This window comes from Mesorhizobium maamorense (assembly GCF_044998965.1).
Taxonomy (GTDB): Bacteria; Pseudomonadota; Alphaproteobacteria; order Rhizobiales; family Rhizobiaceae; genus Mesorhizobium.
Window position 1 is genome coordinate 1,614,057 of the sequence record NZ_CP173356.1, and the last position, 19,075, is coordinate 1,633,131.

The window sequence follows — 19,075 nt, forward strand, 5'->3', positions numbered from 1 at the left end:
GGTACATGTCTGGGCAGGTCTTCAACCGGTTGTTCACGCCGATTGCTCTGCGCGGCAAGACCTTACGCAACAGGATCGTGTTCGGAGCCCATACCGCGAACATGGCGGTAGAGGGACTGCCGACAGAACGGCATGTCGGCTATTATGCCGAACGCGCTATCGGCGGCGCGGGCATGATCGTCGTCGAGCCGATGCCGGTGCACCGGGCCGGGATTCTACCCGCGGCAACTTCCGTCCTTCCGACGACAGCGTGATCCCCCATTTCCGCAAAGTGACGGAAGCGATCCGCGGCAACGGCGCCGTCGCCATCCAGCAGCTCTATCATGTCGGTCAGCACGCGGACGCGGACAACTCGTTCCATGCCGGCTGGTCCCCTTCCGGACTGCCGAGTTATCACGACTCTGACGGTTCGCATCGAATGTCCGAAGCCGAGATCGAAGAAACGATCGACGGTTTCGTGCAGGCGGCGCGCCGTTGCCGCGAGGCCGGTTTCGACGGCGTCGAGGTCTGGGCGGCGTATCATTCGATGCTGGACCAGTTCTGGACGCCCTGGTCGAATCGCCGCGACGACCGGTGGGGCGGCAGCCTTCAAAATCGCACCCGGATGAGCCGTGAGGTGATGAGCAGAATTCGCCGGGAATGCGGCGATGATTTCATCATCGGCCTTGCGGTCAACGACGAACCGGAAGTCGAAGTGGCGCTGAAGCGCGAAGCATTGGCCGAGATAATCGACCTCCACGACCGCGATTCTTTGATGGATTATGTGACTTGTGGAACGGGCTCCTACTTCGATTTCTACAAAATCATCCCGACCTTTGTTTATCCGGAAAAGCTCGGCGCCGACCTGGCGTCCGTGCTCAAATCCACCGTGCGCCACGCGTTGGTCACCGCCGAGAGTCACATCCGTACGCCGCAGAATGCCGAAAGTGTGCTGAGCGAAGGCCACGCTGATCTGGTTTCCATCGTGCGGGGGCAGATCGCCGATCCGCACCTGGCTGCAAAGGCCGCCGCCGGACGGCCGGAAGACATTCGCGGGTGCCTGTCCTGCAACCAGATGTGTTGGGGCCGACGCAGCCGCGACTACTGGATCAGCTGCGTCATCAATCCCTCGGCGGGGCGGGAATGGGAATGGGGCGGAGATCGCTTCGCCCCGGCTAGCCAACCCAAGCGCGTACTGGTCGTCGGCGGCGGTCCCGCCGGCCTCGAAGCGGCGCGTGTAGCAGCCGAACGCGGTCACCGTGTCACGCTGGCCGAGGCTTCCGACCGTCTTGGGGGGCAGTTCCGCCTTGCGGGGCTGCAACCGCGCCGCGCCCAGATTCTGGATCTGATCGACTGGTACCAGCGCCAGCTCAGCCAGCTTCAGGTCGACGTCCGGTACGGACAATATGTCGAGGTGGAGGATGTCGAGCGCGAAGGCGCGGACCACGTCATCATCGCAACCGGCTCGATGCCGTCAGACGGCGCTTTCCAACGGGCATTGCCGCAGTGGGAAAGCATCCCGGGCGGCGGGCTGGTTCTCTCGGCCGAAGCCGTGATGGCCCGTGAGGCGAGACCAGGCAAAAATGTTATCTTGCTCGACGATGGCGGCAATTGGAAAGGGTGTGGCACCGCATGGAAAATCGCCGAGGACGGTCACAATGTGACGCTTGTGACACCTGACGCCCTGGTTGGCAAAGAGCTTCAGCGAATGGCAGTCGACGCGCCGCTGCGCCGCGCACTCGCCAGGCTGCGGGTGCGGTTTTTGACCGAGAGCGCCATCGTTCATTGGGACGGGAAGGCCGCCAGGGTCGCTTCCCTGCTCGACGGAACCGAGCAGGACGTCGAAGCCGATGCGCTGGTCTTCGCCACGACGAATATGGCAGCCGACATGCTTTCCGTCGAACTCGACAGGCGCAAAATTGCCCACACGTCGATTGGTGATTGTACCGCCTCAAGGCAGGCGGCTTTTGCCATCCATGATGGCCGCAAGGTGGCGCTTGGTCTCTGATCGCAGTCTTGGCACGCACGACTGTCGGATGACCTGCATCGGCCGCGACGCGGCCGCGGGCTTCATGAGCCGCAAAAAAGCCGATATGCAGGATGCGTGCTACTGGATTGCGCCAAGCCATCAAAAGCCGGAGATTCTGCATGAGACTGACAGTGCTCCTTGCCGCCCTTTCGACGGCCTTTCCCGCTGTCGCCCTGGCCGGTCCGGCGTCGGACGCCGTGAAATTCTTCTATGTTCCGGATGTCAAGTTCGAGGCCGACGCAAAATACCGGGATCGCTTCACCGAGCCGGTGACGAGACTGTTCGACCTCAACGATCAGGCAACGAGGAAGAATCCGGACCAGGTCGCCTGCATCGATTTCGATCCGGGCCTCGATGCGCAGGATTTCGACCAGAAGACCGTCTCCAAGACCCTGAAAGTGTCCGAGATGGTGGATGGCGATACTGCCCAGGTGGTGGCGAGCTTCAGCCTCTTTCCCGAAGGAGACGATGCACAACGCGAAATGCATTGGTCGCTGAAGAAGATCGACGGCAAGTGGAGGATATCGGACATCGCATCGAAGACCAGCGATTGGACGCTGAGCCAGCTCGAATGCCTGGCGGGCCAAGATCCGGAGTGATCCGATGGCCCGCCGCCGGTTCCTGGCACTGTCGGCCGTGTGCATTATGGCGGCGGACTTGAGTGGCGGCGCCGCGCAGGGGCTGCTCGGCGCGCCGCCGGCAAACGCTCCGGCGGCCACCGCGCCCGACGACAACGGGTCGCCGCCAGCGCCTGCACCTCGCGCAGCCGCCGAGCCGGCAACACCACCGGCTGCCTCGCCGAGCGAACCTGCCGCCCCAATTCAGCCGGGCTCGCCGACAGCGGTGGTCCGGCCATTCTACGATCAGGTCGGCTTGGAGGTCGATCCGTCGCAGCGCCGCCATTTCGTCGATCCGGCGAAAACGGTGCTCGACAAGAGCGATGCGCTGCGCAAATCCGGGCAGGGCGAGTGCCTCGACCCCAACATGGCGCTCGACAATGCCGACTATGATAAGGCCGAGATCGACAAGAGCCTGAAGACGCTCGAGGCGATCAATGGCGACCAGGCCAAGGTCATCGTCGCCTTCGTCGTCGCCGGCAACCCGCACCGCCTTGAGTGGAAGTTCAAAAGGGTCGACGGCGAATGGAAGATATCGGACCTGCTATCGGTGACCGGTGAATGGGCGCTCAGCCAGTACCAATGCGAATGATGGTTCGAGCTAGCCTCGCCCGCGATAGGGCGCCACTCCGGTCTCGGGCAGCCAGGCGCCTTCCGGCGGTGCGCCCGTCTGCCAGAACACGTCGATCGGAATGCCGCCGCGTGGATACCAATAGCCGCCGATGCGCAACCATAGCGGGCTCGTTGCCGCCACGATGCGGCGGCCGATCATGACGGTGCAATCCTCATGGAAAGCACCATGATTGCGAAACGAGGTCATGAACAGCTTGAGCGACTTCGATTCCACCAGAGCAGCGTCGGGTGCGTAGTCGATGACGATGTGGGCGAAATCAGGCTGGCCGGTGACCGGGCACAGCGAGGTGAATTCCGGGCAGGTGAAGCGCACGATGGCCGGCGGGCCGTCGCCGCGCGAAAACGGCACGGTTTCCAGGACCGCCGCTTCCGGGCTCTGTGGCGTCTCGACATGCGCGCCGAGCTGGGTGAGGGTTTTGGTATCGATCATGGACGGCTCCTTGCCTGCCTGTCGCCGGAAGCACGCTTCCATGGCGGTCGGCGCGAACGAAGATTGGAATAAACGCCGCAATCCACTCAGGGGCGGCGCATCTGGCCGCTCAATAACACAATTTGAAACCGCAGGAAGACGATGACCAGCAACGATCCGCTTCTCCAGCCCTATCAGCTCAAGCATCTGACGTTGAAGAACCGGGTGATGTCGACCAGCCACGAGCCTGCCTATTCGGAAGACGGCATGCCCAAGGCGCGGTACCGGCTCTACCACACGGAGAAGGCCAAGGGCGGCATGGCGCTGACAATGACCGCCGGCTCGGCCATCGTTTCACGCGACAGCCCGGCCGCTTTCGGCAATTTGCATCTCTATGATGACGGGATCGTGCGATGGCTCGCGGAACTGACCGACGCCTGCCACGAGCATGAGTGCAAGGTGATGATCCAGATCACCCATCTCGGCCGTCGAACCGGTTGGAACAAGGCCGACTGGCTGCCCGTCCTGTCGGCTTCGCCGGTGCGGGAGCCGGCGCATCGCGCCTTTCCCAAGACCATCGAGGATTGGGATATCGAACGCATCGTTTCCGACTATGCTTCCGCCGCCCAGCGCTGCCAGGCCGCCGGTCTCGACGGCATCGAATTCGAGGCTTACGGCCATCTGATGGACGGCTTCTGGTCTCCGTCCACCAACCATCGGGACGACGAATTCGGCGGCTCGCTCGACAACCGGCTGCGGTTCACCGACATGGTGCTCGACGCCGTGCGGGCGGCCGTCGGCGAAAAATTCGTCGTCGGCATACGTATGGTCGCCGACGAGGATTTTTCGCAAGGCCTGTCGAAAGAGGAGGGCGTCGAGATCGCCAGGCGGCTTGCCTCATCAGGCAAGGTCGATTTCCTCAACATCATCCGGGGCTCGATCGAGACCGACGCGGCACTGACCAAGGTCATTCCGGTGACCGGCATGCGCTCATCGCCGCATCTCGACTTCGCCGGCGAGGTGAGGGCGGCGACGAAATTCCCGACCTTCCACGCGGCGCGAATTTCCGACGTCGCAACCGCGCGCCACGCCATCGCCGCCGGCAAGCTCGACATGGTCGGCATGACCCGCGCCCACATCGCCGATCCGCACATCGTCCGCAAAGTGATGGAAGGGCGCGAGCACGAAATCCGCCCGTGTGTCGGAGCCACCTACTGCCTCGACCGCATCTACGAAGGCGGCGAGGCGCTCTGCGTCCACAATGCGGCGACCGGCCGCGAGGCGGACATTCCGCATATCATCACCAAGGCCGAGGGACCAAAGCGAAAAGTCGTCGTCATCGGCGCTGGTGCAGGCGGACTGGAAATAGCGCGCGTGGCCGCGGAGCGCGGCCATCAGGTGACGGTGCTGGAGGCATCGGGCCAGGCCGGCGGGCAGGTCAGGCTGGCGACGCAGAACCCGCGCCGCAAGGAATTGATCGGCATCGTCGACTGGCGGTTGGCCGAACTCGACCGGCTCGGCGTCGAGATCCGCTACGACAGTTGGGCCGAGAAGGACGACGTTCTGGCGTTGTCGCCCGATGTCGTGGTGATCGCCACCGGCGGACTGCCGCAGAATCCGCCGCTGACGGCGGGCGACACTCTTGTCACATCGAGCTGGGACATCATGGCTGGCAGCGTCAAGCCGGCTGAAAACGTGCTGCTCTATGACGACAATGGAGGCCATCAGGGAATGGGCGCTGCGGAACTCGTCGCGGCTGCCGGTTCGAAGCTGGAACTGGTTTCGCCGGAGCGATTCTTCGCGCCGGAAATGGGCGGCATGAACCACGTACCCTACATGCGCGCCTTCCAGGAGAAGGGGGTCACCATCACTATCAACACAAGGCTGCGCTCGGTGCGCCGCGAGGGCAATCAACTGGTTGCCGAGCTTGCCTCCGATTTCGCCGATGGCTGGCGCGGCGAGCGGCGGGTCGACCAGGTGGTGGTCGAGCATGGCACGGCGCCGCTAGACGACCTTTATCTCTCGCTGAAGCCATTGGCGACGAACGGCGGCGCCATAGACTATGAGCGGCTGGTGAGTGGTGGCGACATTTTTCCCGAGCGCAATCCGCAAGGATCTTTCGTGCTGTTCCGCATCGGCGATGCCGTCGCCTCGCGCAACATCCACGCCGCCATCTATGACGGCATCAGGTTCGGGCTAAGGATTTGAAAGGCTGCTGTCGCTAACAATTTCGGGGAGGCGCGCAACGGAACCTCCGCAAGTAGAGCCATCTGCTGCCTTGGTTCGTGGCGCGCCGCGTACGCCGCCTGCTTGCGCCGGCACCGTACGATCCGTGATCAGAACATTCTGGCGGTGGCCATGCAGAGCACGGTGAGAACCAGCAGCCAGGCGGCGATTCGCTCGCCTTGGGCCATCTTCGCGCGCAGGGCAGGTTCGGTGGCCGCGTTGGCGCCAGCAAGCTGCGTGCTGGTGCGGCGGACCATGGTGCTGAGCACTCCAGCCGCGGCGAAGGCGGCAACGATGCCGAGGGCCAGCACCATTTCCATCGAACCGAAATAGGCACCATGGAAAAAATACCAGAGCAGCGCACCGGTGAGAAACACCATGCCGGCCGCTCCCATTTGCGGTCCAATGAAGCGTTCAGCCCGGATCTCGGGGTCGCGCGCCAGCGTGATGGTGGTGCCGGCCCAGAACACCCCCGCCATGACGTGAAGACCGATGGTGATGATGTAGACATATTGCATACCAGCTCTCCTCTCTTGCCCGCCGTCGCCTAAATAGTTAGATATCTAACTGTTAGATGTCAATGTATAAATGAGTGCCAGTTCCATCCGTGGAAAACACCGTCTAGTGTCTTGCCATGACGCCCTTTGAACGCCCGCCGGTCGGCATGAATCTCGGCCGCACCGCCAAGCTTGTTGCACAGGCCTTCGACACCGCTTTGGTTGAAGCCGGCGGCACATTGCCCGTCTGGCTTACTCTGCTGTCGGTCAAATCGAGCAAGCTTGCCAACCAGCGTGAGCTTGCCGGAATGATCGGCATACAGGGAGCGACGCTCACCCATCATCTGAACGGGATGGAGGCGCAGGGATTGCTGACGCGCCGCCGCGACCCCGTCAACCGCCGGGTCCATCTGGTCGAATTGACAGAGGCCGGAGAGGCGATGTTCGAGACACTGCGCAAGGCGGCGCTTGCTTTCGACAAGCGGCTGCGCGTGGGCCTGTCAGACGACAGGCTGGCGGAGTTTGCGCAAGTGCTGGCGACCTTGCGGGCCAATGTGGAAAGCTGACGATGTCCAAGGCGCGCCACGTAAATCTCTTTCGACACTAGGCGCTCTAGGGATCGCCCGCTCAGTCGTCATAGCTCTGGATTGTCCCAAAAGCATAGCCGCGCTGCTTCAGCGCTGTAATCAGCCTGGTCAGTTTCGTCTTGCCGTCGAAGCCGTCCTGGAACATCTCGTCATGCATGAGCAGGATCATCTTTCCGCGCTTGACGAAGCGGCCATAGCCGAACAAGTGATCGATCTCGCTGACCAGGTGGTCGACGCTCTGCACCGGCTTGCCTGTGTCGTCATGCACCCACTCATGGTCCCAGCCATAGAGATAGAAGCCGGAAGCGGCGACGAATTCGTAGTCCGGCTCCTCCCGGCCTTCCTGCGCAAGGCCGAGCGAGGTGTCGTTCTTCGACATTGAGGGCAGTCTGAACACGTCGCGCCCAGGCAGCCTCGCATGAACCGCTGGAGCGAGCCCGAGCACGGCATTGGCCCGCAGCATGTCGGCCACCACGCCTTCCGTATCGGCATAGAAATGCTGGTAGCGATTGTTGGCGTGGCTGTAGCTGTGATTGCCGACCGTCACCAGCGGCAGAGCTTTTGCGCGTCTGACTAATGCCTTGTTGCCCGCGCTCGCCTGCGCATGCATGCCGACCATGAACAACGTCGCCGGCACCTGCTGCGCTTCCAGCGCGTCGAGGATGTTGCTGGTGCCGTTCAGCGGTCCGTCATCGAAAGTCAGATAGATGGTGCGATCCGCTGCATAAGCGGGAAATGCGGCGAGCATGGTCAGCAAAGCAAGCAGAAGCGGCATCGGGGCTACCCGTTTGCGATCGTCACAGGGCGCCATTTCGGTGATGAGTTGTCAAGCGCGGGTGAGGGCTGCCTACGCCAGGCTTCCTGCAGCACCGTTAGCCTAGCCTTCTTCGGCATGCGGGCGCTCAGCCAGTCACGGGCTTTGTCCTGCGGCATCGGGAAGGCGATGGAGTAGCCCTGCACCTGGTCGCATCCGATGGCCATCAGTGAATCGAGTTCGGCTTCGGTCTCGGCGCCCTCCGCGACGATCGAGATACCAAGGCCGCGCGCGAGCTCGGTGATGGCGCGCACGATCTTGGAGTTGTCACCGTTCTCATGGATGTTCTGGACGAAGCGGCGATCGATCTTCAGCCGGTCGATCTCGTTGGGATTGACGTGGCTGAGCGACGCGTAGCCAGTGCCGAAATCGTCGAGCTCAAGATGGACGCCGGCGGCCCTGATATGGCGTAGCTTTGCCGCGATGCCTGTCTTCTCGTCATCGAGAATGACGGATTCGACGATTTCCAGCGACAGTTTCTGCGGCGGCAGGCCGGCCTTCTCAAGCGTCTCGAACAGGAAAGCATCGAAGTCGTGCTCGCGCAATTCGGTTCCGGATACGTTGACCGCAAGTCGTCCGAAAGCAATGCCGTCGCGGTTCCATACGGCGGCTTCGTTGATCGCCTTGCTGATGACGATGCGGCCGATATCAGGCATGAAACCGCATTTCTCGGCGACGGGAATGAATTCGCCAGGCGAGATCATGCCGCGCTCGGCATGGTTCCAGCGCACCAGCGCCTCGATGCCACTGATCGTGCCGTCGCTCAGTGAAACCTGCGGCTGGAAATAGACCTGGAATGCCTGCTGTGAAATGGCAACCTTGATGTCGTGCTCAAGTTGCTTGCGATAATCGAGTTCGCGACGCAATTCCTCGGAGAAGAACGAGAAATTGCCGCCGCCCATCTTCTTGGCGGAGTAAAGCGCCAGATCGGCGTGAACCAGCAGGTCCTGGGCGTTGTCGGCGTCGATCGGATAGACGGCGATGCCGCCGCTGGCGCCCGGTAGAATGGTCGTGCCCTGGAAGACGATCGGCTCGTTGATGTGCGCAAGAATGCGCCGTGCCAGCATGTTGATGTCTTCGCTGCCGCCGGCGCCGTTGAGGATCATCACGAACTCGTCGCCACCGAGGCGCACGCACAGATCCGACGCCCGACAGGAATCGCGCATGCGCTGGGCCGTGATGACCAGCACATAGTCGCCGGCGGCGTGGCCGAGCGTGTCGTTGATCTGCTTGAACCGGTCGAGATCAAGCTGCACCACCGCAAGACGTTCGCGCCGACGATGCGCGCTCTTGATCAGCGTGTCGAAATGGTCGGTCAGGAATGTGCGGTTGTGCAGACCTGTCAGCCCGTCATGAACGGCGATGAAGGCCATCGAATTGCGCGCATCGACGAGTTCGCGCGTCTTGCGCAGGATCGCGTTTGACATGGGCCGGAAGATGAACAGCGCCACCAGAACGATGACGCCGATCGTGGCGTAAAACAGCGTGCGGTGCAGATCGAGCATCTTTTTCGGATCGTTCGTCGGCGAAAGCGCTGATGCGCTGGCCCAGCGCCGAATAGCCCGACAATGTTGCGTTGGCGACCGAGGCGTCGAGGGTGACGCGCTCGTAACCGCCCTTGTAGCCGCCATTGTCGCCGAGTGCGAGTTGGGACGAGAAGGCCGATACCAGGCGTTCGCCATTGGCGACCAGCCCGACGGAAAAATAGTCGAGATGGAAAGGCTTGCCGAAAAGGACGTTCTCGATCGTCTTCGGATCGAGCCTGGCCGGCGACTTTGGATCGGCGGCCGTCTGCTTGAGCAGCAGGTCATAGTTGGTTTCGAACTCCGCCGTCGCCTGCTTGAGCGCGTTGACGAGCGCCGGCTGCTTGTCGCGCGAAGCAGCACCGGTCGCACCGGCGAGGAAGACGATGCGCTGCGACAGCGTCTTTTGCGTGCTGACGATATCGAGCAGCGTATGGTTGTGCCGTTGGGTGGCCATCACCTGCTGCAGCAGGATGAAGGAAGCCACCACCATGGCGGCGATGATCAGCAGCGCCAGCCAATAACCAGCCTTGATCAGCAGTATGAGCTTGCCTGAAACGGTTTGCACCGGCTGCTGCGACATCTTGGGGGGCGGCCCTCTCGCCAACGGATTCCTGTATGAGCATCATTGAACTGCAAACATTAACAGGACTGGAAATCGACAGCTGGCCGACAAGGGGAAAGGCTTAAAGGTCGCGAAATGGTTATCGGCCTCTTTCGCGGCCGGTCCGCATTTGAACATTCGCCGGCCCCATGTGATCCGGATCGTCTCTCGAGCCATGCCTGCGGCATCCGTTCGACATTACCCAGCCACCTGATCCGGTCGCTTTTGCGGTGGATTTTTTGTGCGTGCGGGACGACAGTCGGCCCACGTCAAACGAGGCACGATCATGACCGCAGCATTTCTCTCCCATATCGACGGCGAACTTGAGGGGCTCAGATCGGCCGGACTGTACAAGTCCGAGCGGGTGATTTCCTCCACGCAGTCGGCTGAGATCGAGGTTGGCGGCGAGAAGGTGCTGAATTTCTGCGCCAACAACTATCTCGGCCTCGCCGACAGCCCCGACCTGCGCGAGGCGGCAAAGCACGCGCTCGACCGCTACGGCTACGGCATGGCTTCGGTGCGTTTCATCTGCGGCACGCAGGAGGAGCACAAGCAGTTGGAAGCGACGATATCGTCCTTCCTCGGCATGGACGACACCATCCTCTACGGCTCCTGCTTCGATGCCAATGGTGGACTGTTCGAGACGCTTCTGGGCGAGGAGGACGCCATCATCTCCGATGCGCTGAACCACGCCTCCATCATCGACGGGGTCAGGCTGTCCAAGGCCAAGCGCTTCCGCTACGCCAACAACGATATGGCGGATCTCGAGGCGCGGCTGAAGGAGGCGAAGGATTGCCGTTTCCGGCTGATCGCCACCGACGGCGTGTTCTCGATGGATGGCATCATCGCCAATCTCGCGGGTGTGTGCGATCTGGCCGAAAAATACGATGCCATGGTCATGGTCGACGACAGTCACGCGGTCGGCTTCGTCGGCAGGAACGGCCGCGGCTCGGCTGAGCATTGCGGCGTCGAGGGCAGGGTCGACATCATCACCGGTACGCTCGGCAAGGCGCTGGGCGGCGCTTCCGGCGGCTACACGTCCGGCAAGAAACAGGTGGTCGACTGGCTGCGCCAGCGCTCGCGGCCCTATCTGTTTTCCAACACGCTGATGCCGGCGATCGCCGGCGCCTCGATCAGAGTGTTCGACATGATCCGCAATGGCGATGCCCTGCGCGAGCGCCTATATGCCAATGCGGAACGGTTTCGGACACAGATGGGGAAGCTCGGCTTCACGCTGGCAGGCGCCGGCCATCCGATCATCCCGGTCATGCTGGGCGATGCCAGCTTGGCGCAGGAGATGGCGGCGCGCATGCTGCAACGCGGCATCTATGTCATCGGCTTCTCCTTCCCGGTAGTGCCCAAGGGCCAGGCGCGCATCCGCACGCAGATGTCGGCTGCGCATTCCAGCGCCGACATTGATCGGGCGGTCGAGGCTTTCGGTGCGGTTGGCAAGGAACTAGGTGTGATTTCCTGAGCGACCGGCGCCGCAAACCGCTTCCGGATCAAGAGATTCAAGGGACAAAAGAATGTCGAACATGATGAAGGCGCTGGTGAAGGCCAAGGCCGAGCCGGGCATCTGGATGGAAGAGGTGCCGGTGCCGGAAATCGGCCCCAACGACGTCCTGATCAAGGTGAAGAAGACCGCGATCTGCGGCACCGACGTCCACATCTACAATTGGGACCAGTGGGCGCAGAAGACGGTGCCCGTGCCGATGGTGACCGGCCATGAATTCGTCGGCACCGTCGCGGATTTCGGCGCCGCGGTCACCGAATACAAGGTCGGCCAACGCGTGTCGGGCGAAGGCCACATCGTCTGCGGACATTGCCGCAACTGCCGCGCGGGCAGGGGGCATCTGTGCCGCAACACGCTCGGCGTCGGCGTCAATCGCCCGGGCGCCTTCGGCGAGTACCTGGCGATCCCACAGCACAATGTCGTGCCGATCCCGGACGATGTGCCGGACGAGATCGCCGCGATCTTCGATCCCCTGGGCAATGCGGTTCACACCGCATTGTCATTCGATCTGGTCGGCGAGGACGTGCTGGTCACCGGCGCCGGACCGATCGGCATCATGGGCGCGCTGGTGGCGCAATGCGTCGGCGCCAGGAAGGTCGTTATCACCGATATCAATCCGGTTCGGCTGGATCTTGCGCGCAAGCTTGGCGTCCAGCACGTCGTCGACGCCTCCAAGGAAAAACTGAGCGGCGTGATGCCGGCGCTCGGCATGACGGAGGGTTTTGATGTCGGCCTGGAAATGTCGGGGGCAGCCCCCGCCTTCCGCGACATGATCGACACCATGAACAATGGCGGCAAGATCGCCATCCTCGGCATTGCGCCGACCGGGTTCGAGATCGACTGGAACAAGGTCATCTTCAAGATGCTGCATCTCAAGGGCATCTATGGCCGCGAGATGTTCGAGACCTGGTACAAGATGATCGCGCTGGTCCAGGGCCCGCTCGACGTCTCAGGCCTGATCACGCACCGCATCGGCATCGATGATTTCCAGGTTGGATTCGATGCGATGCGCAGCGGCAGTTCGGGCAAGGTGGTGATGGACTGGTAATCGATGCGCCGGGAGTCTCAGGCCTCGAGGCAGGCGATGCTAGGGTCGCCTGGTTTTCAGCCATCGCACCTGTCGCCAGGCGCGCCGCAACGCAGTTGCGGCGGCGCCGATGGCAATGGCGGCGAGCGCAAGCGTCAAGACTTCGTTGTGGCCATTCCAAAGGAATTCTCCGGTAGATAGCAGTGCCGCGACGGTTGCGACTGCCATGCGATGTGGCTTGGCCATCGGTCCGGTGAAATCGCTCGGCGTCTCGTTGGCCCGCCCCAATTCCCGCACATAGGCGGTGAGAACCGAAAAACAGGCCGCTGCCCAGCCAAGGCCAGGCATGCCGATGCCGTAACCTATGCCGGCCATGATGGCGATATCGGCGAGCCTGTCCGGGAACTCGTTCCAGAACGGCCCGTCGGCCGACGCCTTGCCGCCCTCGACGGCGACCATGCCATCGAACAGATTGCACAGCAGCCGCAGTTGGCAAAACAGCGCCGCGCCCAGCAACAGCAGCAAACGAGAAGTGCCGCCGCTCTGCCCGCCAAGCCAGAAGGCCGTGCCTGCCAGCGCGCCGGCGAGGATACTGGCCTGCGAAATCTGGTTGGGGGTCACGGAGAGTGCGGCGAGACGTCTGGCCGTCGCTTGTGCCCAGCGCGTGTCGCGGCTTGCAAGTGGTCTGCGATCGCCCGTGTTCATCACTGCCTCATCCCGGTGACCAGAAATAACGAGTGAGATGGAAGAAGATCGGAGCGGAGAAAACCACCGAATCCAGCCGATCTGTCAGGCCGCCATGGCCGTCGATCAGATGGCCCCAATCCTTCACGCCGCGGTCACGTTTGATGGCGGACATCACAAGGCCGCCGAAAAAACCCATCAGCGTGATCAGGAAGGCCATCGCGCCCGCCTGAAGCGGAGAGAACGGCGTGATCCACCACAGGCCAGCGCCGATGAGGCTGGCGCTTGCAACGCCGCCGAGGAAACCTTCAAGCGTCTTGGACGGCGAAAGCTTTGGTGCGATCTTCGTATGCCCGATCGCCTTTCCCCAGATGTATTGCAGTACGTCGCTCAATTGCACGACGATGACAAGGAAGGCTATCAGAAGCACATTGCGACCCTCGTAGCCGGGAATATGCAACGTCAGAAGAGCCGGGACGTGGGAGGCGCAGAAAACGCAGATCATCAACGCCCATTGCACCTCGGCAATTCGAACGAGGAAGTGCTGGGTGTCGCCCCGTGTGGCTGAGATGATTGGCATCAACAGGAAGGCGTAGACCGGGATGAAAACAGAAAAGATCCCGTAGTCCTCGATCCAGAGCAGCACATACTGTACCGGCAGCACGACGAAAAACGCCGTGGCCAGCGCCCAGTGGTCGGCACGCCTGGTGTTGGTCAGCGTCACGAATTCGCGAAGTGCGGCGAAGGAACAGAAGCCGAAGAGAAGCAGGACGCCGATCCGCCCGGCGATGAATGCTATGGCGATGAGGATCGCCATTACCCACCAGGCATTGATACGGGCGTTGAGGTTCTCGATGGCTGGGTTGGAGCCTTCTGGCGACAGCCGTCGCTCCAGGATATGCCCCACGAAAGAGGCCACGAGCAGGATCCCGCAGACGCCGAGCACGAGAACCATCATATCGAATTGGGTTGAGCTCATTCCGCTGCCTTTTTCGGTGCCAGCGCCAGCAGCGCCACACGTGCCCGCTCGAGGAACATATCCTTGCTCTCGCCATCAGCCAGGTTCATTGGCTCGCCGAACGTCACGGTGCAGATCAGCGGGATAGGCACGAATTCCCCTTTCGGCATCACCCGGTTGAGATTGGCGATCCATACCGGCACCAACTCGAAATCCGGGTGCGATGCCGCCAAATGGAACAGCCCGGACTTGAATGGCTGCAAGGACGCGTCGGATTGGTTGCGCGTGCCTTCCGGGAAGAGAATGAGCGAAGAGCCTTCCCTCATCGCCTCTCCCATGCTTTCGACAGGATCCATCGTGCGTCCATCGCGATTGCGCTCGATCAGTACGGCATTGAAAACGTCACGGCCGATGAAGGCTCGGACTTTTGATTTCAGCCAGTAGTCGGCACCCGCTACGGGACGCACCCGCCGCCGCAGGCGCGGCGGCAGAACAGCCCAGATCAAGATGAAATCGCCATGGCTGGAATGATTGGCAAAGAAGATCGAGCGACGCCGAGGCAATCTGCCTTCATGCCAAAACGGCCGCACAGCGGTGATGGCTCTGGCAAACAGCAAGACGACCACGGCCACCGGCCTCGCGAGCAGCGACTTCATTCTTCCCCCAATTCGCCCGTCGATGATCACTGACTGACATACAGCACTGAAAATCCGCCACCGAGCAAGCAGCGATCGAAAATGACCGCCAGACAGTCTCTGCTTCAAGGCGCTGTCGCGTCGAGCCACCGTCTCATATTCTATCTGCCGATAGCCGCTATCTCAGACCCAACGCGCTTTCCAAGGACGCAACGCCTTTGACGATGGAGGCTTGCTGGTCGGCGCTCAGCTGGGCCAGCAGCTCCCGTTCGAAAGCCTTCGCCAGTGGCACCATCTCGCTATAGGCCGCAAGTCCGGCTCTGGTCAGCGCCAGGTGCTCGACGCGGCGATCGTTCTCGTCAGTGGTTCGGATGAGCCAGCGGCGACGCTCAAGCTCCGCCACGGCACGCGAAACCTTTGTCTTGTGCATCGCCGACTGCGCGCCGAGTTCCGTCGCGGTCATTGTGCCGCGCTGGCCAAGCCCCGAAAGCGTACGCCATTCCGGCCGTGTGAGGCCGTGACGCTCCTTGTAGATCCGAGAGAATTCGCGGCTCAGCGCATCGGCCAGCCGATACAGCCGGTAGGGCAGAAAGCTTTCGAGTTCCAGGATTTCGGATTCCATGACCAGCCATCGAGAAATGCCGGCGCACGGCATTGATAGTTACATTTTGGATGGTTACAAATGAAACCAATTTGGTCAAGCATTCGCGAGGAGGAAGCGATGGCCTTTTCCTACATGCCGGGTTTCGGTAACGATTTCGAAACCGAAAGCCTGCCGGGTTCGCTGCCGCAGGGGCGTAATTCACCGCAGCGGCCGGCCTACGGCCTCTATGCCGAGCAGCTCTCCGGTTCGCCCTTCACCGCGCCGCGCGGCACCAATGAGCGCTCCTGGCTTTACCGCATCAGGCCGAGCGTCAGACATACCGGGCGCTTCAAGTCGGTGAGCTATCCCTTCTGGAAAAGTGCGCCCAATGTCGGCGATCATGAGCTGGCGCTCGGCCAGTATCGCTGGAGCCCGGTGCCGATCCCGAAGGAGCCGACCGACTTCATCGCCGGCATGCGCTCGATCACCACCGCCGGCGACGTGCTTGGGCAGACCGGCATGGCGGCGCATGTCTATGTCGCCAACAGGTCGATGGTCGACGACCATTTCTTCAACGCCGACGGCGAGTTGCTGGTGGTGCCGCAGGTAGGCGCCTTGCGCTTCGTCACCGAGATGGGGGTCATCGAGCTCAGGCCCGGCGAGATCGCGGTCCTGCCGCGCGGCCTCGTGTTCAAGGTCGAACTGGTCGATGCCGAAGTGCGCGGCTATGTCTGCGAGAACTACGGCGCCAAGCTGACGATGCCCGACCGCGGCCCGATCGGCGCCAACTGCCTGGCCAATCCGCGCGATTTCAAGACGCCCTGCGCCTGGTTTGAGGAGAAGGAGACGCCCTGCCGGCTGATCGTCAAATGGTGCGGACATTTTCATGTCACGGAAATCGGCCATTCGCCCCTCGATGTGGTGGCGTGGCACGGCAACTATGCACCCTATAAATATGATCTGGCAACGTTTTCGCCGGTTGGTGCGATCCTCTTTGACCACCCCGATCCGTCGATCTTCACGGTGCTGACGGCGCCGAGCGGCGAGGAGGGCACCGCCAACATCGATTTCGTCATCTTTCCGCCGCGCTGGCTGGTGGCGGAGGATACGTTCCGCCCGCCCTGGTATCACCGCAACATCATGAGCGAGTTCATGGGGCTGATTCACGGCCAGTACGACGCCAAGGAAGAAGGGTTCGTTCCCGGCGGCATCAGCCTGCACAATCTGATGCTGGCCCATGGCCCGGACGCGCCTGGCTTCGAAAAGGCCTCGCGCGCGGATCTGAAACCGGTCAAGCTCGACAACACCATGGCCTTCATGTTCGAGACCCGGTTCCCGCAGATGCTGACCCACTACGCTGCCGAACTCGACACCAGGCAGGACAATTACATCGACTGCTGGGCCGATCTGAAGAAGCGCTTCAATGGCACACCCGAGGGCGATTGGTCCTGAATGGATCGCTGCCGTCGGAAAACTGCCTTCAGGAAAGTTGAGCCGGCGGCTTGACGATTGCCCATAACAGCCTTGTTGTGGGCCAAGCGGTGCAAGGCCGCGTCAGGAGAGGAAACCGCATGAAGCTTGCCACATTGAAGAACGGGACGCGCGACGGAAAGCTCGTCGTCGTCTCGCGCGATCTTACACGCTTCACCGATGCCTCCTTCCTGGTGCCGACGCTGCAGGCGGCGCTCGACGATTGGCGGCGGATTTCGCCGCATCTGGCCGCAATGGCGGAGTCGCTCGAGAGCAATGCGGTGCCGTCGGCGCGCTTTCACGAACATAATGCCCATTCGCCGCTGCCGCGCGCCTATCAATGGGCTGACGGTTCGGCCTATGTGAACCATGTCGAACTGGTGCGGAAGGCGCGCGGGGCCGAGATGCCGGCGAGCTTCTGGACCGACCCGCTGATCTATCAGGGCGGCTCCGACAGCTTCATCCCGCCGCGAGACCCGATCCGCATGGCCGACGAGGCCTCTGGCATCGACATGGAGGCGGAAGTCGCGGTCGTTGTCGATGATGTGCCAATGGGCGCCAGCCTCGAAAAAGCGCGGGAGGCGATTCGCCTGGTGATGCTGGTCAACGACGTGACGCTGCGTGCGATCACCGGACCGGAACTCGCCAAGGGGTTCGGCTTCTTTCAATCCAAGCCGTCCTCGGCCTTCTCGCCGGTCGCGGTGACGCCGGACGAGTTGGGCGAGGCCTGGGATGGCGGCAAGGTCAGCCTGCCGCTGCTTGCCGACCTCAACGGCAAACCTTTCGGCCGGGCGAATGCCGGCGTCGACATGACGTTCGATTTCCCCACGCTCATCGTGCACGCGGCGAAAACACGGCCGCTGGCGGCCGGCACCATCATCGGCTCCGGCACCGTCTCCAACAAGCTCGGCGGTGAGCCTGGCAAACCTGTCTCGGCCGGCGGCGCGGGCTATTCCTGCATCGCCGAACTGCGCATGATCGAGACCATCGAGACAGGCGAGCCGAAGACGCCGTTCCTGCATTTCGGCGACACGGTGCGCATAGAGATGAAGGATAAGGCCGGGCATTCGATCTTCGGCGCCATCGAGCAGACGGTCGAGAAATATGAAGGGTGAGAGCGCAAAAAGTTGAAGGATGAACCTACTTGATCATCTGCGCCGCATGGCCCGCAACAATCGCTGGTCGAACGACCGGCTCTACCGCGCCGTGCTTATGCTGGGGCCTGGTGAATTCGAAGCCAATCGCATCAGCTTCTTCCCGTCGATAAGGGCGACGCTCAACCACATCCTTGCGGTCGATCTTCTCTATCTCGATTTTCTGGAGCAGGGCGGTATCGGCGCCGCGGTGTACGATGATTTCGTGCCGTTCGATAGCGCAGCCGACTTGTCAGTGGCCCAGATCAAGTTCGACCGCAGGCTGATCACCTTCTGCGATGCCTTGTTGGAAGCCGACCTCGACCGCCATGTCATCACTGACCGGCGTGGAGACGGCATGATCCCGGAAAAGATCGGCGATATCCTCGCCCATGTTTTCCTGCATGACATCCACCATCGCGGCCAGGTGCACGCGATGCTGTCCGGCACGTCGGTCGCGCCGCCGCAACTCGACGAGTTCCTGCTCGATTATGATTTGAAGCTAAGGCAGGAGGAGGTTGGACGGCTGGGTTTGTGAGACCACTGCTTATGTCAGGGCGACGTCGTAGCGGGCGAAATGCGGGTCGGATGTCATGATGGTTAGTTTGTCCATTTGCGCCTGCGCAATCAGTAGTCTGTCGAATGGATCGCCATGGTGGTGGGGTAGGCCAGCGACAGCGTTCGCATGCTGGAAGGTGACGGCGAGCGGCTGAAATTGCATCCTTGGAAGCAGTGTTGGCAGATCATCCGGCGCATCGAGTTTTCTGATTGAGCGCTTGATGACAATTTCCCAGACGCTTGCCGCGCTGGCGAACACCACCGCTTCCGAAGCCAGGATGGCGCGGTAGTGCTTGCTGAGACGTCGATCGTCCGAAATCGACCAAAGGATGATATGGGTATCGGCGAGAAACGGGCCGATCATCATTTGACGTACTCGTCCCATTCGGGGCCGAGTTCGTCAAAATCGTCCGCAATCCAGATCTTGCCTTTCAACGCGCCGATACGCGGCAAGGGTTCCGCCGTTGCCGGAGGCACGATACGCGCAGCCACCTTGCCGTGGCGCGTGAGTACAATCTCTTCACCGGCTTCCGCGCGGCTGACGAGTTCCGACAATTTGGCCTTGGCCTCGGCGATGGAAACATTCATGGCTCGAT

The 19,075-nt window shown here is 61.9% G+C and carries 20 protein-coding genes and 1 pseudogene; 10 read left to right on the forward strand and 11 right to left on the reverse strand.

The window, feature by feature from the left end; all coding sequences use genetic code 11:
• Positions 1-5 precede the first annotated feature (5 nt).
• From ACIU1A_RS08195 to ACIU1A_RS08205, 3 genes and pseudogenes are all read left to right on the forward strand, one after another.
• A pseudogene (locus ACIU1A_RS08195) lies at positions 6-1,987 on the forward strand (FAD-dependent oxidoreductase).
• Between the two features lie 140 nt (positions 1,988-2,127).
• On the forward strand, positions 2,128-2,607 hold the full coding sequence (locus tag ACIU1A_RS08200; RefSeq protein WP_140650049.1) for a DUF3828 domain-containing protein: 480 nt from the start codon (positions 2,128-2,130) through the stop codon (positions 2,605-2,607).
• A 4-nt stretch (positions 2,608-2,611) separates the two neighbouring features.
• Complete coding sequence (locus ACIU1A_RS08205; protein WP_140560535.1) at positions 2,612-3,217, forward strand: hypothetical protein; 606 nt, start codon at positions 2,612-2,614, stop codon at positions 3,215-3,217.
• A 9-nt stretch (positions 3,218-3,226) separates the two neighbouring features.
• Here ACIU1A_RS08205 and queF read toward each other — a convergent pair whose 3' ends face one another.
• On the reverse strand, positions 3,227-3,688 hold the full coding sequence (gene queF / locus ACIU1A_RS08210; protein ID WP_140515582.1) for a preQ(1) synthase: 462 nt from the start codon (positions 3,686-3,688) through the stop codon (positions 3,227-3,229).
• A gap of 141 nt (positions 3,689-3,829) precedes the next feature.
• Here queF and ACIU1A_RS08215 point away from each other — a divergent pair, with 141 nt between their 5' ends.
• On the forward strand, positions 3,830-5,875 hold the full coding sequence (locus ACIU1A_RS08215; protein ID WP_404927049.1) for an FAD-dependent oxidoreductase: 2,046 nt from the start codon (positions 3,830-3,832) through the stop codon (positions 5,873-5,875).
• A 128-nt stretch (positions 5,876-6,003) separates the two neighbouring features.
• Here the strand turns inward: ACIU1A_RS08215 and ACIU1A_RS08220 are convergent, their stop codons facing one another.
• On the reverse strand, positions 6,004-6,411 hold the full coding sequence (locus tag ACIU1A_RS08220; protein WP_404927050.1) for a hypothetical protein: 408 nt from the start codon (positions 6,409-6,411) through the stop codon (positions 6,004-6,006).
• A 146-nt stretch (positions 6,412-6,557) separates the two neighbouring features.
• Here ACIU1A_RS08220 and ACIU1A_RS08225 point away from each other — a divergent pair, with 146 nt between their 5' ends.
• On the forward strand, positions 6,558-6,956 hold the full coding sequence (locus ACIU1A_RS08225; RefSeq protein WP_404927051.1) for a MarR family winged helix-turn-helix transcriptional regulator: 399 nt from the start codon (positions 6,558-6,560) through the stop codon (positions 6,954-6,956).
• A 61-nt stretch (positions 6,957-7,017) separates the two neighbouring features.
• Here ACIU1A_RS08225 and ACIU1A_RS08230 read toward each other — a convergent pair whose 3' ends face one another.
• Genes ACIU1A_RS08230 through ACIU1A_RS08240 form a run of 3 tightly spaced genes read right to left on the reverse strand, consistent with a single transcriptional unit; the run spans position 7,018 to position 9,882 of the window.
• Positions 7,018-7,752: a polysaccharide deacetylase family protein gene (locus ACIU1A_RS08230; RefSeq protein WP_404927052.1), complete on the reverse strand. Its 735-nt coding sequence runs from the start codon at positions 7,750-7,752 to the stop codon at positions 7,018-7,020.
• 5 nt (positions 7,753-7,757) lie between these two features.
• Positions 7,758-9,218 (reverse strand): putative bifunctional diguanylate cyclase/phosphodiesterase, encoded by a 1,461-nt coding sequence (locus tag ACIU1A_RS08235; RefSeq protein WP_404927880.1) that lies wholly within the window; start codon positions 9,216-9,218, stop codon positions 7,758-7,760.
• Positions 9,142-9,882 (reverse strand): hypothetical protein, encoded by a 741-nt coding sequence (locus tag ACIU1A_RS08240; protein WP_404927053.1) that lies wholly within the window; start codon positions 9,880-9,882, stop codon positions 9,142-9,144. Before ACIU1A_RS08240 ends, ACIU1A_RS08235 begins: the two co-directional genes overlap by 77 nt.
• Before the next feature lie 322 nt (positions 9,883-10,204).
• Between ACIU1A_RS08240 and ACIU1A_RS08245 the strand changes: the two genes are divergently transcribed.
• Together ACIU1A_RS08245 and tdh are read left to right on the forward strand one after the other, a co-directional pair.
• Positions 10,205-11,392 (forward strand): glycine C-acetyltransferase, encoded by a 1,188-nt coding sequence (locus ACIU1A_RS08245; RefSeq protein ID WP_140557066.1) that lies wholly within the window; start codon positions 10,205-10,207, stop codon positions 11,390-11,392.
• Between the two features lie 52 nt (positions 11,393-11,444).
• Entirely contained in the window at positions 11,445-12,479 is a 1,035-nt protein-coding gene (gene tdh / locus ACIU1A_RS08250) for an L-threonine 3-dehydrogenase (RefSeq protein WP_404927054.1), read from the forward strand.
• 39 nt (positions 12,480-12,518) lie between these two features.
• Here the strand turns inward: tdh and ACIU1A_RS08255 are convergent, their stop codons facing one another.
• The 4 genes from ACIU1A_RS08255 to ACIU1A_RS08270 form a co-directional block, all read right to left on the reverse strand.
• Complete coding sequence (locus ACIU1A_RS08255) at positions 12,519-13,166, reverse strand: CDP-alcohol phosphatidyltransferase family protein (RefSeq protein ID WP_181167398.1); 648 nt, start codon at positions 13,164-13,166, stop codon at positions 12,519-12,521.
• 4 nt (positions 13,167-13,170) lie between these two features.
• A complete protein-coding gene (locus ACIU1A_RS08260) occupies positions 13,171-14,121 on the reverse strand; it encodes a phosphatidate cytidylyltransferase (protein WP_404927055.1) in 951 nt (316 codons plus the stop codon).
• On the reverse strand, positions 14,118-14,756 hold the full coding sequence (locus ACIU1A_RS08265) for a lysophospholipid acyltransferase family protein (protein WP_404927881.1): 639 nt from the start codon (positions 14,754-14,756) through the stop codon (positions 14,118-14,120). Before ACIU1A_RS08265 ends, ACIU1A_RS08260 begins: the two co-directional genes overlap by 4 nt.
• Positions 14,757-14,913: 157 nt before the next feature.
• Positions 14,914-15,357: a MarR family winged helix-turn-helix transcriptional regulator gene (locus tag ACIU1A_RS08270; RefSeq protein WP_140494170.1), complete on the reverse strand. Its 444-nt coding sequence runs from the start codon at positions 15,355-15,357 to the stop codon at positions 14,914-14,916.
• Positions 15,358-15,456: 99 nt separating this feature from the next.
• Between ACIU1A_RS08270 and hmgA the strand changes: the two genes are divergently transcribed.
• The 3 genes from hmgA to ACIU1A_RS08285 all read left to right on the forward strand — a co-directional run bounded on the left by hmgA (position 15,457) and on the right by ACIU1A_RS08285 (position 18,459).
• A complete protein-coding gene (hmgA, locus tag ACIU1A_RS08275; RefSeq protein ID WP_404927056.1) occupies positions 15,457-16,770 on the forward strand; it encodes a homogentisate 1,2-dioxygenase in 1,314 nt (437 codons plus the stop codon).
• Between the two features lie 119 nt (positions 16,771-16,889).
• Entirely contained in the window at positions 16,890-17,903 is a 1,014-nt protein-coding gene (locus ACIU1A_RS08280; RefSeq protein WP_404927057.1) for a fumarylacetoacetate hydrolase family protein, read from the forward strand.
• Positions 17,904-17,922: 19 nt separating this feature from the next.
• Positions 17,923-18,459: a DinB family protein gene (locus ACIU1A_RS08285; RefSeq protein ID WP_140515603.1), complete on the forward strand. Its 537-nt coding sequence runs from the start codon at positions 17,923-17,925 to the stop codon at positions 18,457-18,459.
• A 9-nt stretch (positions 18,460-18,468) separates the two neighbouring features.
• On the opposite strand, the gene ACIU1A_RS08290 is transcribed toward ACIU1A_RS08285, so the two are convergent.
• Together ACIU1A_RS08290 and ACIU1A_RS08295 are read right to left on the reverse strand one after the other, a co-directional pair.
• Entirely contained in the window at positions 18,469-18,846 is a 378-nt protein-coding gene (locus tag ACIU1A_RS08290) for a type II toxin-antitoxin system VapC family toxin (RefSeq protein WP_404927058.1), read from the reverse strand.
• A complete protein-coding gene (locus ACIU1A_RS08295; protein WP_140557060.1) occupies positions 18,843-19,067 on the reverse strand; it encodes a type II toxin-antitoxin system Phd/YefM family antitoxin in 225 nt (74 codons plus the stop codon). The genes ACIU1A_RS08290 and ACIU1A_RS08295 overlap by 4 nt, the downstream gene beginning before the upstream one ends.
• Positions 19,068-19,075 lie beyond the last annotated feature (8 nt).